This is a genomic window from Streptomyces sp. NPDC051976 (assembly GCF_040680795.1).
In the GTDB taxonomy this organism is placed as follows: Bacteria; Actinomycetota; Actinomycetes; order Streptomycetales; family Streptomycetaceae; genus Actinacidiphila.
In genome coordinates this window covers 93,948-106,194 of record NZ_JBFAXL010000032.1, presented here as the reverse complement: position 1 = coordinate 106,194, position 12,247 = coordinate 93,948, and the positions used below count along the sequence as shown (strand labels likewise).

Annotated in this window: 11 protein-coding genes; 5 read left to right on the top strand and 6 right to left on the bottom strand. The window is 72.6% G+C overall.

Annotated elements, in window-relative coordinates; all coding sequences use genetic code 11:
- Positions 1–677 precede the first annotated feature (677 nt).
- The 4 genes from AB0M29_RS27825 (at position 678) to efeU (ending at position 5,154) form a co-directional block, all read left to right on the top strand.
- The gene (locus tag AB0M29_RS27825; RefSeq protein WP_365387343.1) at positions 678–1,460 is read left to right on the top strand and encodes a hypothetical protein; all 783 of its coding nucleotides are present in this window, start codon (positions 678–680) and stop codon (positions 1,458–1,460) included.
- 217 nt (positions 1,461–1,677) lie between these two features.
- Positions 1,678–2,823, top strand: a complete 1,146-nt coding sequence (efeO, locus tag AB0M29_RS27820; RefSeq protein ID WP_365387341.1) for an iron uptake system protein EfeO — start codon at positions 1,678–1,680, stop codon at positions 2,821–2,823.
- Between the two features lie 71 nt (positions 2,824–2,894).
- Complete coding sequence (gene efeB / locus AB0M29_RS27815; protein WP_365387339.1) at positions 2,895–4,256, top strand: iron uptake transporter deferrochelatase/peroxidase subunit; 1,362 nt, start codon at positions 2,895–2,897, stop codon at positions 4,254–4,256.
- A 52-nt stretch (positions 4,257–4,308) separates the two neighbouring features.
- On the top strand, positions 4,309–5,154 hold the full coding sequence (gene efeU, locus AB0M29_RS27810) for an iron uptake transporter permease EfeU (RefSeq protein WP_365387337.1): 846 nt from the start codon (positions 4,309–4,311) through the stop codon (positions 5,152–5,154).
- On the opposite strand, the gene AB0M29_RS27805 is transcribed toward efeU, so the two are convergent.
- Positions 5,143–5,649, bottom strand: a complete 507-nt coding sequence (locus tag AB0M29_RS27805; protein WP_365387335.1) for a MarR family transcriptional regulator — start codon at positions 5,647–5,649, stop codon at positions 5,143–5,145. The genes efeU and AB0M29_RS27805 overlap by 12 nt on opposite strands.
- Positions 5,650–5,715: 66 nt before the next feature.
- Here AB0M29_RS27805 and AB0M29_RS27800 point away from each other — a divergent pair, with 66 nt between their 5' ends.
- A complete protein-coding gene (locus AB0M29_RS27800) occupies positions 5,716–6,603 on the top strand; it encodes a hypothetical protein (RefSeq protein ID WP_365387332.1) in 888 nt (295 codons plus the stop codon).
- A gap of 18 nt (positions 6,604–6,621) precedes the next feature.
- On the opposite strand, the gene AB0M29_RS27795 is transcribed toward AB0M29_RS27800, so the two are convergent.
- The 5 genes from AB0M29_RS27795 to AB0M29_RS27775 form a co-directional block, all read right to left on the bottom strand.
- Entirely contained in the window at positions 6,622–7,482 is an 861-nt protein-coding gene (locus AB0M29_RS27795) for a 3-hydroxybutyryl-CoA dehydrogenase (protein ID WP_365387330.1), read from the bottom strand.
- An 85-nt stretch (positions 7,483–7,567) separates the two neighbouring features.
- The gene (locus tag AB0M29_RS27790) at positions 7,568–8,740 is read right to left on the bottom strand and encodes an acyl-CoA dehydrogenase family protein (RefSeq protein WP_365387328.1); all 1,173 of its coding nucleotides are present in this window, start codon (positions 8,738–8,740) and stop codon (positions 7,568–7,570) included.
- A 38-nt stretch (positions 8,741–8,778) separates the two neighbouring features.
- A complete protein-coding gene (locus tag AB0M29_RS27785; RefSeq protein WP_365387325.1) occupies positions 8,779–9,951 on the bottom strand; it encodes an acyl-CoA dehydrogenase family protein in 1,173 nt (390 codons plus the stop codon).
- Between the two features lie 37 nt (positions 9,952–9,988).
- The gene (locus tag AB0M29_RS27780) at positions 9,989–12,046 is read right to left on the bottom strand and encodes an acetate--CoA ligase family protein (protein ID WP_365387323.1); all 2,058 of its coding nucleotides are present in this window, start codon (positions 12,044–12,046) and stop codon (positions 9,989–9,991) included.
- A 2-nt stretch (positions 12,047–12,048) separates the two neighbouring features.
- Positions 12,049–12,240: a ferredoxin gene (locus tag AB0M29_RS27775; protein ID WP_365387322.1), complete on the bottom strand. Its 192-nt coding sequence runs from the start codon at positions 12,238–12,240 to the stop codon at positions 12,049–12,051.
- Positions 12,241–12,247 lie beyond the last annotated feature (7 nt).

Sequence of the window (12,247 nt, the reverse complement as noted above, 5' to 3'; positions counted from 1 at the left end):
CCCGCCCCGCGTTCACTGCGGGGCGGGCGGGCTCGGTGCTGAGCGGAGCGGTACTGGGGACGCTCGGCCGGTGTCCGGAGAATCCGGTGTCCGGGGGTCAGGCGATGGCGGACGGGAACCAGATCAGCGGGAACCAGATGGACGAGCTAGCGATGTCCCCTGGCGTGGCGGCGCGTCCGGTGCCGGTGGGGGCAGAAGCCATGGTGATCTCCTGGAGGATGTGATGGGTGGTGTTGCGTGCGCCGGGGGTCGTTAACCAGGGAGGAGACCAGCGGGTGGACACGGTGGAGGTATCCGCTTGCTGGACGTGCGAGGAGCGCGTTCTCGTAGGTGGTCGGCGTGGACTGTCGGAGCTCCTGGTGGCGTGGCGTTGCTCCTTCGTCGCGGGTAGGCGTCGTCTTGCGTGCGGTCCAGCAGTGCTTCCACTCGCGCACAGAACTACGTGCGTAGGCTGAGAATAGTACGAACAGGCATCGGGTTGGCCGAGAGGGCATGATCAACAGGTCCCGGTGCCCCGGGCCGGAACCGCGCCCGACAACGCTGTCGAAAAAGCGTCCCTCATCGGTCGCGTACCTACGGGTTCGTAGCCAGCACAGCCTGTGTGCGGGATGATTCGGAGAGTGCGGGATCCGCGAGGAGAATGTTCCCCGCGACCGGCCGGCGTGAGGGGGACGCACATGAACGCGGTGGAGGGCAGGACGCGCCGCCGCCACGCCGCGCCCGCTCCCGATCCGTACACCCTGCGGGCGCCCGTGACCATCGCGGTACTGCCGGGCGGCACGGTCCACACCGTCGGCACGGTGATCTCGCACTCCAGCGATCTGCGCGACGCCGCCCACCCGGCCTGGAGCCAGGCCGCCTGGCGCGCCCGGCGGATGGGCTGCCTGGTCCCCGTCGCCGTCGGCCACCCCGACGGGCGGGTGGACGCGTACGACGTGGGTGTCGACGGCTCCCCGGTGCTGCGCTCCGCGCGGCTGGGACCGCACCGCCGGCTGCCCGACCCGAACTGGGGCGATGTACTGCCCGACGGCCACGCGCACGGGCTGATGGACGCGGTCCGCGCCGCCGAGGAGGCGGGACGGCTGGTGGCGGCGCGTACGGTGACCGGCCATCCCCTGGCCCCCGAGGACTGCCACGGCCACCCCCGTACCGTGCTCGGCGTCGAGTTGGAGGCCGAGATCGCGGTGCGCTCGCACCGCTGGGAACTGGCCGCGTATCTGTACACCGCCGCCGCGGTCGTCCGCTACCGCGGCAGCGGCAGTGCCGAGGCCGCCGACCAGATCCTCCAGCAGGCGGTCACGGTGTGGTTGCGCACCTCGCCGGGACCGGCCGCCGGCTCGCTGGGTTTCCCGCTGGCCCATCTGCTGATCGCCACCGCGCCCGGCCGCCCCGGACCGATCGCCGCCGTACTGCGCCGCCTGGCCGACCAGTTGCCCGCGGCCTCCCATCGCCCGTCCTGACCGTCCCGGACCCGCCGCGACCCTCCCCCTGATCCTTCTCCCTGCCCTTTTCGCGGCGTCCGCACCGGGCGACGACGGTCACATGGACACTTCAGGCGGTCTTTACTAAGGTTTGCCTTGCCTTACTTCGCCTCGCGGTGTCCGCTGCCCGCGGGGTGCTCGCCGTCCCCGCTCGTACCGCCCTGTTCCCCGAGCCTGCCCGTGGAGTTGTTGACCCATGTCTGCCGTCGCCCCCAGAGCCACCGCTGTCGCCCTGCTCTCCCTGGTCGTCCTCGGCACCGCCGCGGTGACCGGCTGCGCGAAGAAGAGCGACAGCTCGTCCGGCGACGCCATCCGCGTCGACGCCGCCGACAGCAGCTGCAAGGTCTCCCGCACCGAGTTCCCCGCGGGCCCGGTCAGCCTCGACGTGCACAACAAGGGCTCCAAGGTCACCGAGGTCTACGTCTACGCCCCCGGCGACCGGATCGTCACCGAGCGGGAGAACATCGGCCCCGGCACCAAGGCGAGCATCACCGCGCAGATCAAGGCCGGTGCGTACGAGATCGCCTGCAAGCCCGGTATGCAGGGCGACGGCATCCGGCAGAAGGTCACCGTCACCGGGGCGGGCGCGCCCAAGCCCGCTGACCCGCGGCTGGACAAGGCGGTCGCCTCGTACCGCACCTACTCCCAGGCGCAGGCGGATCTGACGATCCCGCTGGTGCAGAAGTTCGCCGACGCCGTGAAGGCCGGTGACGTGGCCGCGGCGAAGGCGGCGTTCGCCCCGTCGCGGGTCGGCTGGGAGAGCACCGAGCCGGTCGCCGAGAGCTTCGGTGACATCGACCCGAAGACCGACACCCGCGAGGACGGTCTGGAGACCGGGCAGAAGTGGACCGGCTGGCACCGGCTGGAGAAGTCCCTGTGGGTGACCGGCAAGCTCACCGCCGAGGACGGCGCCCTCGCCGACCAGCTCGTCCGCGACCTCAAGGGCTGGCAGAAGCGGGTGGGTTCGGCCGACATCACCGCCACCAGCATGGCCAACGGCGCCAAGGAGCTGCTGGACGAGGTCGCCACCGGCAAGGTCACCGGTGAGGAGGACCGCTACAGCCACACCGACCTCTCCGACTTCAACGCCAACGTCGCGGGCGCCCGCAAGGCGTACGAGCTGCTGAAGCCGGTCGCCGCGCGGAAGGACCCGGCGCTGTCCACGACCCTGGACACCGAGTTCGCGCACCTGCAGACGCTGCTCGACAAGTACCGCCAGGGCGCCGGTTTCGTCTCGTACGACAAGGTCACCCAGCCGGAGCGCAAGACGTTCTCCGACGCGGTCAACGCGCTGGCCGAGCCGCTGTCCAAGCTCGCGGCGGCCGTCGCCCCGGCGAAGTAGCCCGCGCGGCACGGCACCGTCCGGCACTCCCCCCGCGCATCGCGGAACCACCAGCAGAAGGGCAACCGCTCATGGCCGAAGCAGCCGGGACCGGCGACGACACCGCGTCCGCCGCCCCGTCCCCCGCTCCGGACTCCCCCGCGTCCACCGCCTCCACCGCCTCCACTGCCGACAGCGCTTCGACGCGTGCGCCGAGCCGCCGCGCGGTGATGGGCTGGGCCGGTGCCGGGCTCGCGCTCGGCGCGGCGGGCGGCGGCTCGGTGGCCGCGGCGGTCACCGGCGGCGGTGACGGCGGCGCGGCGGTGGCCGACGGGGCGGTGCCGTTCTACGGTGACCACCAGGCGGGCATCGCCACCCCCGTACAGGACCGGCTGCACTTCGCCGCCTTCGACGTACTCACCGACGACCGGGCGGAGTTGGCCGCGCTGCTCAAGCAGTGGACCAGCGCCGCCGCCGCGATGACCGCGGGCCGCGAGGTCGGCCAGGGCGCGGTGGACGGCCTGGCCGACGCACCGCCGGACGACACCGGTGAGGCGCTGGGCCTGCCCGCCTCCCGGCTCACGCTGACCGTCGGCTTCGGGCCGAGCCTGTTCGAGCAGGTCGCCCCGGACGGCGGCACCAAGGACCGGTTCGGGCTGCGCGCCCGGCGTCCCGAGGCCCTGGTCGCCCTGCCGCACTTCCCCGGCGACGCCCTCGACCCCGCCCGCAGCGGCGGCGACCTGTGCGTCCAGGCGTGCGCCGACGACCCGCAGGTGGCCGTGCACGCGATCCGCAACCTCGCCAGGATCGGCATGGGCAAGGTGTCGGTGCGCTGGTCCCAGCTCGGTTTCGGCAAGACGTCCTCCACCACGCCGGAGGCGCAGACCCCGCGCAATCTGATGGGCTTCAAGGACGGCACGCACAATGTGGCGGGCGACGACACCGCGACGCTGAACGCCCATGTCTGGGCGGCGGCCGGGGACGGCCAGGACTGGATGACCGGCGGCTCGTACCTGGTCGCGCGGCGGATCCGGATGCACATCGAGACCTGGGACCGATCCGCGCTCAAGGAGCAGGAGGACGTCTTCGGCCGCACCAAGGGCGAGGGCGCGCCGTACGGGAAGCGGCACGAGCGCGACACGCCCGATCTGGCCAAGCTGCCCAAGGACAGCCATGTCAGGCTCGCCCACCCCGACAGCAACAAGGGCCTGCGGATCCTGCGCCGCGGGTTCTCCTTCACCGACGGCTCGGACGGTCTCGGCAGGCTCGACGCCGGGCTGTTCTTCCTCGCCTACCAGCGCGACACCCGCGAGGCGTTCATCCCGCTGCAGCGCAGGCTCGCCGCGAACGACGCCCTCAACGAGTACATCCAGCACGTCGGTTCGGCCCACTTCGCCTGCCCGCCGGGGGTCCGCAAGCCCGGCGAGTGGTGGGGACAGGCCCTGCTCGGCTGACACCCCCGTCCGCCCCGACCCGCTCACCCTCTGCTGCCCCTGGAGTACCGCCGTGTTCGCCAACTACCTGATCGGCCTTCGTGAGGGCCTCGAAGCCAGCCTCATCGTCTGCATCCTGATCGCCTACCTGGTCAAGACCGGCCGCCGCGAGAGCCTGCCGCCGGTGTGGAGCGGGATCGGCGCCGCGGTGGTGCTGAGCTTCGGTTTCGGCGCGCTGCTGCAGTTCGGTTCCTCGACGCTGACCTTCAAGGCACAGGAGGCGCTGGGCGGTTCGCTGTCGATCGTCGCGGTCGGGCTGGTCACCTGGATGGTGTTCTGGATGCGCCGCACCGCGCGCCATCTGAAGACGGAGCTGCAGGGCAAGCTGGACGCGGCCCTGGCCATGGGCACCACCGCGCTGGTCGTCACGGCGTTCCTGTCGGTGGGCCGTGAGGGCCTGGAGACCGCGCTGTTCGTCTGGACCGCCGTGCAGTCCAGCGACGACGGGGTACGCCCGCTGGTCGGCGCGATGCTCGGCCTGGTGAGCGCGGTGGTCCTCGGCTTCCTCTTCTACCGGGGCGCGGTGCGGATCAACCTGGCCAAGTTCTTCACCTGGACCGGCGCGATGCTGGTGGTCGTGGCGGCGGGCGTGCTGGCGTACGGTCTGCACGACCTCCAGGAGGCCGGGTGGATCGGCGGCCTGAACAACCTCGCCTTCGACATCACCTCCACGATCCCCAAGGACAGCTGGTACGGCACCCTGCTGAAGGGCGTCTTCAACTTCCAGGCCGATCCGACGGTGTTGCAGCTGTGCGCCTGGGCGGCCTATCTGGTCCCGACGCTGGCGTCCTTCCTGCGTGGGGCGGGCAAGCGGCCGGTGCCCGCCGCTCCGGCCCCGGCCACGTCGTCAACCGCCTGACGGCGGACGGCTCTCGACGCCGACGACCAGCTTGCGCAGCAGGTCGGCGAGCTGCTGCTTCTCCCCCGCGGTCAGCGGCGAGAGCAGGACCTGCTCCTCCTGCTCCTCGGAGACGCCGTGCCGCTCGAACGCCTCGTAACCCGCGGGCGTCAGCCTGACCCGCACGCGGCGCCGGTCGCCCGTCTCGTTGGTACGGGCGAGCAGACCCGCCTCCTCCAGCGGCCCGAGCCGCGCCGACAGGGCGCCGCGGGTGAGGCCCAGCATGTCGGCGAGGTGCGAAGGGCTCGCCGTGTACGGCGGGCCGACGCGCCGCAGCATCATCAGCACCTTGAACTGCCAGTGCTTGAGCCCGTCCGAGTCGAGGGTGTCGCGGCGGCTCTGGGCGGCGTGCCGGGCCAGGATCGCCAGCCGGGCGAGGATCGCCTCCTTCACCGGGTCCAGCCAGTCGAGTTCTCCCGACCAGAGGGCGACGTGCTGGTCGACCGAGTCCCGCATCCGTAGCTCCAGGCGCTCGAAGTAGTTTTCTTGTGGATAGTTTTTCGGATAACTACCGTCCTGGCCATGACGAACACCGAGGACAATGTGGTCATGGCAGCGGTGCCGGTCGCGGAAGTCACCGCCTCCGCACTGGAGTTGGGTACGGGCGGCCGCTGGCGGCGGGCCCTGGGCCTGCTGGACGCGACGGCCGTGGACGAGGAGGCGAGCCGCGTACGGCTCGCCCTCACCGCCGCGGAAGTGGCCCTGGAGAGCGACTGGTTCGCCGGTACGGCGCTGGCGGACGACCGGCTGAGCGCGGCGGAGAAGGTGTGCGCGACCGCGGACGAGCCCGGTCACGCCGCCCTGTGGACCCTCGGCTTCCTGCGGCTGCGGCACGACTACGCCGCGCAGATCCGCTCCGGCGGCACCTACCGGCTGGGTCCCGACGGCAAGGACCCCGCGGTGACCGCGGAGCTGAGGGGCCGCGCGGTCGCGTTGACCGAGCGGGCGCCGGACGAGGTGCGGCGCGGTTGGGCGCACTTCTATCTGGGGCTGATCACGGAGAATCTGTTCGCCGAGCGGGACGCGGCGCACCCGCACTTCGCCGCCGCTCTCCGGGGCGGTGAAGGCCCGGACGGCGACGGCGACGGCGGCGACGGGCTCCTCGCCCGGGAGGCGCTGCGGCACCTGGGCGACCACGACCACGACGCGGGCCGCGATGCCCAGGCGCTGAGCCGCTGGCGGCTGGCCGCGGACGTCGGTGCCCGCGCGGGCGCCGTCCCGGGCACCCTCTCCCAGCAGCTGCTGCTGGCCGTCCTCGCCCGCGACAGCGGCGACGAGGCGGGAGCGGTGGCGCTGGCGGGTGCGGCGGCCCGGTGGGCTGCGGCGATCGGCGCCGACGACCTCGCTGCCCGATGCATATCCTTCCTGGACGGCGCCGACCCGACCGCGCTGCCCTCCGACGCGTCCTGAACCACGCGCCGCGGGCGGTCAGGTGTAGCGGTGGAACCCCCGGCCGGACTTGCGGCCGAGCAGGCCCGCGTCGACCATCCGGGCCAGCAGCGGGGGCGGTGAGTAGAGCGGTTCCTTGTACTCGTCGTACAGCGACGCGGCGATCGCGCGGGTGGTGTCCAAGCCGATCAGATCGGCCAGGGCGAGCGGGCCCATCGGGTGCGCGCAGCCCAGCACCATCCCCCGGTCGACGTCCTCCGCGCTGGCCCGGCCCGACTCCACCATCCGTACCGCGCTGAGCAGATAGGGCACGAGCAGCGCGTTCACCACGAAGCCCGCCTGGTCGCGTACCCGGATCACCTCCTTGCCGAGCCGGCCCGCGGCGAAGGCCGTGACCCGCTCCACGGTCTCCGCGCCGGTCAGCAGTGTCGGCACCAGTTCGATCAGCGGGAGCACCGGCACCGGGTTGAAGAAGTGCAGGCCCAGCACCTGCTGCGGCCGGGACGTGGCCCGGGCCAGCCGGATCACCGGGATCGAGGAGGTGTTGGTGGCGAGGATCGCGTCCGGCCGGGTGAGGATCGCGTCGAGGCGGGTGAACACATCGAGCTTGGCCGCCTCGTCCTCGGCCACCGCCTCGATCACCAGATCGCGGTCCGCCAGCCGCTCCAGCGTGTCGGTGACGGTCAACCGGCCGAGTGCGGCGGCGCGTTCACCGGCGGTGAGCTTGCCCCGGCCGACCGCGCGGTCAAGCGAGCCCGCGATCCTCGCGGCGCCCGCGTCGGCCGCGTCGCCGCCCGCCTCCGCGACCACCACGTCGAGCCCGGCGCGGACGCAGACCTCGGCGATGCCCGAGCCCATCAGGCCGCAGCCCACGACCCCAATGCGTGCTATCTCCGCCATGCGGCAACCCTTCCGTCCGATGCTGAGGTGGGGCACTGCCGAGCGCGGGTGCGCCGCCGCCGGCGGCGCACCCGGGTGGCAGCGGTCAGTCCGCGGTGGGCAGTTGCAGAACGCCCGTGCCGCGCTTGACCAGTTCGTTGGCGATGATCAGCCGCTGGATCTCGGAGGTGCCCTCCCAGATCCGGTCGACCCGCAGTTCGCGGTAGAGCCGCTCCACCGGGTACGAACGGTCGTAGCCGCGGCCGCCGAAGATCTGCACGCAGCGGTCGATCACCCGGCCGGACGCCTCGCTCGCGGACAGCTTGGCTATCGCGGCCTTGGCGTGCAGCGTCTTGCGGTCGGCGTCCGGCAGGCTCGCCTCCCAGGCGACCTGGTGGGTGTACGCGCGGTGCACCGCGATGTCGGCGGCGCTGTCGGCGAGCATCCCCTGGATGAGCTGGAAGGAGGCGATCGGCGCACCGAACTGCTCGCGCTCCACGGCCCAGTCGCGGGCCAGCTCCAGCGCCCGCTCGGCCGCGCCGATCGTCCGGGCGGCGATCATCAGCCGCTCCTCGGTGAACCAGGAGCGGGTGATGTCGTAGCCGTTGCCGATCCCGCCGAGGACGGCGTCCTCGGGCACCAGGACGTCGGTGAAGGTGAACTCGGGGTGCTCGTAGACGAAGGTGTGCATGAAGCGCGGCACCCGGGTCATCTCGATCCCCGGGGTGTCCTTGTCGACCAGGAAGAGCGTGGGGGCCTTCTCCTCGCCCGCGGCGGCGAGCAGGATGAGGAAGTCGGCGTGGTCGCCGACCGTCACGAACCACTTCTCGCCGTTGATCAGCCAGCCGCCGTCGGTACGGGTCGCGGTGGTGGCCAGGTTCTGCGGGTCGGAGCCGGCGCCGCGCTCGGTCACGGCGTAGCAGTCGCGCCGCTCGCCCTTGATGACCGGCACCAGGAAGCGCTCGCGCTGCTGAGGTGTGCAGAAGCGCAGGGCGTTGGCCGGGCGCCACACCATGTCCCACAGCGCTCCGGTCAGCCGTCCCAACTCCTCCTGGACCACGACCTGTTCGAAGATGGTGAGGCCCGCGCCGCCCCACTCGGCGGGCATGTTGACGGCCTGCAGCCCGGAGTCGAGCACGGCCGCGCGCACCGCGTCGTGCGCCTGCGGCGGCAGCCCGTTGTTCTCCTCGCACTCCTGCTCGTAGGTCATGACGAACTCGGTCAGTGCGCGGGCGGTGGTCTTGAGTGCGACCTGGTCGGGGGTGAGCCGGAAGTCCATGGTGGTCCTTGTCGTGAACGAGGGGTGGGCGGGGCGGATCAGTGCGTGGGCAGGGCGAGTGCCCGGGTGCCGCGCTTGATCAGTTCGTTGGCGATGATCAGGCGCTGGATCTCGGAGGTGCCCTCCCAGATCCGGTCGACCCTGATCTCGCGGTAGAGGCGTTCGACCGGGTAGGAGCGGTCGTAGCCGCGGCCGCCGAAGATCTGCAGGCAGCGGTCGATCACCCGCCCCGCGGCCTCGCTGGCGGCGAGCTTGGCGGTGGACGCCTTGGCGTGCAGGGTCTTGGGGTCGGTGCCGGGCTGGTCCGCCTCCCAGGCGACCTGGTGGGTGTACGCCCGGTGCACCGCGATCTCCGCCGCGCTGTCGGCGAGCATCCCCTGGATGAGCTGGTACGACGCGATCGGCGCACCGAACTGCTCGCGCTCCACGGCCCAGTCGCGGGCCAGCTCCAGCGCCCGCTCGGCCGCGCCGACGGTCCGCGCGGCGATCATCAGCCGCTCGTCGGTGAACCACTGCTTCGTCAGCTCGTAGCCGTTGCCGACACCACCGAGCACGTCCTCGTCGGCGACGAAGACATCGGTGAAGGTGAACTCGGGGTGCCCGTTGACGGCGGTGTGCATGAAGTGCGGCACCCGGCTCATCACCACACCGGGCGCCTGCTTATCGACGAAGAACAGCGTGGCGGCCCGCTCCGGCCCCGCGTCGGCCTGCACCAGCAGGAAGTCCGCGATGTCGCCGCAGGTCACGAACCACTTCTCGCCGTTGATCAGCCAGCCGCCCTCGGTGCGGGTCGCGGTGGTGGTGCCCGACGACGGGTCGGACCCGGCTCCCGGCTCGGTGACGGCGAACGCGTCGAACCGCTCGGCGCGGATGATCGGCAGCAGGTACTTCTCCCGCTGCTCCTCGGTGCCGAAGGCCAGGACGTTGGCGGGCCGCCAGGGGATGTCCCACAGGCAGTTGGTGACCTTGCCGAACTCCTCCTCGACGATGACCTGGTCGAGCAGCGACAGACCGGCGCCGCCCCACTCCTTCGGCATGTTGATGGCGTAGACCCCGGCGTCGATCGCGGCCCGGGTCAACTCCCGTACCGTCTCGGCCGGGAGTGGCCCGCCGGCCTGCTCGGAGGTGTCCTCGTACTGCATCAGCAGCCGTGCGTACGCGGCGGCCCGGCGCTTCAGGTCGGTCTGTTCTGCGGTGTAGCGGAAGTCCATGGTGACGCTCCGGAGGGTGGGGTGTGGGCGGGAGGGCTCAGCCGAGTACGGCGCGGGAGTCGAGGGCGAGCGCGCCGGACGGGCTCACCAGCAGGGGGTTGACCTCGAGTTCGGCGATCTCGGGGTGGGCGGCGGCCACCTGGGTGATCCGCTCGACGGCCAGGGCGGCGGCCGTCACGTCGAGCGCGGGGCGACCGCGTACCCCGTCCAGCAGCGCCGCGGCCCGCAGCCCGCGCAGCAGTTGTTCCGCGTGGGCCGCCGTGACGGGGGCGAGGGCGAAGGCGACGTCGCCGAGCGTCTCGGTGAGCACCCCGCCGAGTCCGACCATCGCGACGGGGCCGAAGCGCGGGTCGCGGTTGACCCCGACGATCAGCTCGACGCCGTCGGAGAGGTCGGCCATCGCCTCGACCGAGTAGGAGGGCGCGCCGAGCCTGGCGTGCATGGTGCGGTAGGCGGCGACCAGGGCGTCCCGGTCCGGCAGGCCCAGGGCGACACCTCCGGCGTCGGACTTGTGCAGCACGTGCAGCGCCTTGAGGACGTACGGTCCGGCGAACTCGGCCGCCGCGCCGAGCAGTTCCACCTCGGAGCTGATCTCGCGCGCGGCGGGGAAGGCCACTCCCGCGGCTTCCAGGAGCCGCCGGGTGCCGTGGTAGTCGGCGTCCGTGAGCGGGGCGGCCGCCGTAGGCAGCGGGGTGACGCCCGCGCGTCCGGCCACCGGGTCCGCGGCGAGCGCGCGCAGGGCGCGGGCAGCGTCCTCGACCGCCTCGTAGACCGGCACTCCGGCCCGGGACAGCACCTGGCAGCTGGGGGACCTGGGGTACATCGACTGCACCACCAGGGGCTTGGGGCTGCGGGCGAGGTGCGCGGCCAGGGTGTGGGCGGCGTCGAGTTCGGCGGCGCCGAGCACGTTGCCCGCGCCGCCGAGTCCGCCCTCGGCGGCGGCGTAGCCCCCGAAGTAGCCGGTCATCAGGACCGCGTCCACCTCGTCGGCGGCCAACAGGGCCTGGACGCTGCGGGCGTAGGACATCGGGTCCTGCTCGCCCATCCCGGCCAGGTCGACGGGGTTGCCGACGGCGGACTGCTCCCACAGCACACCGCTCAGCTCCCGCTGGGCGTCGGCGCCGAGTTCGGGGACGGCGAGTCCCTCGGCCTCGACGGCGTCGGCGGCGATCGAGCCGTGGCCGCCGCCGTCGGTGAACACCGCCACGCGCCGGCCGCGGGCCGGGCGCTCCTGGAGGGCGGCCAGTACGGCGGCCATCTCCCGTGGGGTGTGCACCAGATGGATCCCGGCGTCGCGGCAGGCGGCGGCGACCACGTCGGCGGAGGTGGTGAGCGCGCCGGTGTGGGACTTGGCGCTGCGCGCGGAGGCGGTGCCCCGGCCCGCGGTGAGCAGCACGACCGGTTTGTCGGCGGTCGCGGCGGCCTCGGCGAAGGCCCGGCCGTCCGCGAAGTCCTCGGCGTAGACGGCGATGGCGCGGGTCTGCTCGTGCGCCGCGCAGTCGGCGACCAGGTCGACCAGTGTGACGTCCGCCTGGTTGCCCAGCGAGACGAAGCGGGAGAAGCCCAGTCCGTAGGGGTCGAGGCGCAGTTGCAGCTCCAGGGCGAGGTTGCCGCTCTGGCTGAGCAGCGCGACCGCGCCCGGGGTGAAGGTGTCGGAGGCCAGATAGAGCTCGGTGGTGTTGTCGGCGATGCCCAGGCAGTTGGGGCCGACCAGCACCGCGCCCGCGGCCCTGACCCGTTCGGCGATGGCCCGTTGGCGGGTCAGGCCGTGCTCGCCGGTCTCGGCGAAGCCCGCGGTGATCCCGACGATCGCCTTGGCGCCGCAGCTCAGCGCCTCCTCGACGGAGTCCTCGAAGGCGGCCTGCGGCACGGAGATGACGACCAGGCCGACGGGTTCGCCGATGCCGGTCAGGCTGGTGGCGGCGGTACGGCCGAGCACCGTGCCGCCGCGCCGGTTCACCAGGTGGACCGGTCGCCGGCCGGGGGCGCGCAGCGCCTGGGAGGCCACGGCGTGGCCGTACTTGGCGGGGTCGTCGCTGGCGCCGAGCACGGCCACCGAGGCCGGGTCGAAGAGCGCGGTGAGATCGCGTCGCATCGTCACTTCTCCAGTCGCAGCGCGCGGTTGGGGCAGGACTCGACCGCCGCGCGGGCGGCTTCCTCCTGCTCGGCGGACGGCTGCGCGACCAGGACTTTCGCGTAACCCCACTCGTCGATGTCGAACAGCGTCGGGGCGTGCTCCTGGCACAGCCCGTAGCCCTGGCAGAGGGTGGAATCCAGCAGCAACTTCATGGCGGGG

Bases quoted from the DNA above. Each gene is read 5' to 3' on its own strand.
- AB0M29_RS27825 (WP_365387343.1), top strand. From the start codon at position 678: ATGAACGCGGTGGAGGGCAGGACGCGCCGCCGCCACGCCGCGCCCGCT.
- efeO (WP_365387341.1), top strand. From the start codon at position 1,678: ATGTCTGCCGTCGCCCCCAGAGCCACCGCTGTCGCCCTGCTCTCCCTG.
- efeB (WP_365387339.1), top strand. From the start codon at position 2,895: ATGGCCGAAGCAGCCGGGACCGGCGACGACACCGCGTCCGCCGCCCCG.
- AB0M29_RS27805 (WP_365387335.1), bottom strand. From the start codon at position 5,649: ATGCGGGACTCGGTCGACCAGCACGTCGCCCTCTGGTCGGGAGAACTC.
- AB0M29_RS27800 (WP_365387332.1), top strand. From the start codon at position 5,716: ATGACGAACACCGAGGACAATGTGGTCATGGCAGCGGTGCCGGTCGCG.
- AB0M29_RS27795 (WP_365387330.1), bottom strand. From the start codon at position 7,482: ATGGCGGAGATAGCACGCATTGGGGTCGTGGGCTGCGGCCTGATGGGC.
- AB0M29_RS27790 (WP_365387328.1), bottom strand. From the start codon at position 8,740: ATGGACTTCCGGCTCACCCCCGACCAGGTCGCACTCAAGACCACCGCC.
- AB0M29_RS27785 (WP_365387325.1), bottom strand. From the start codon at position 9,951: ATGGACTTCCGCTACACCGCAGAACAGACCGACCTGAAGCGCCGGGCC.
- AB0M29_RS27780 (WP_365387323.1), bottom strand. From the start codon at position 12,046: ATGCGACGCGATCTCACCGCGCTCTTCGACCCGGCCTCGGTGGCCGTG.
- AB0M29_RS27775 (WP_365387322.1), bottom strand. From the start codon at position 12,240: ATGAAGTTGCTGCTGGATTCCACCCTCTGCCAGGGCTACGGGCTGTGC.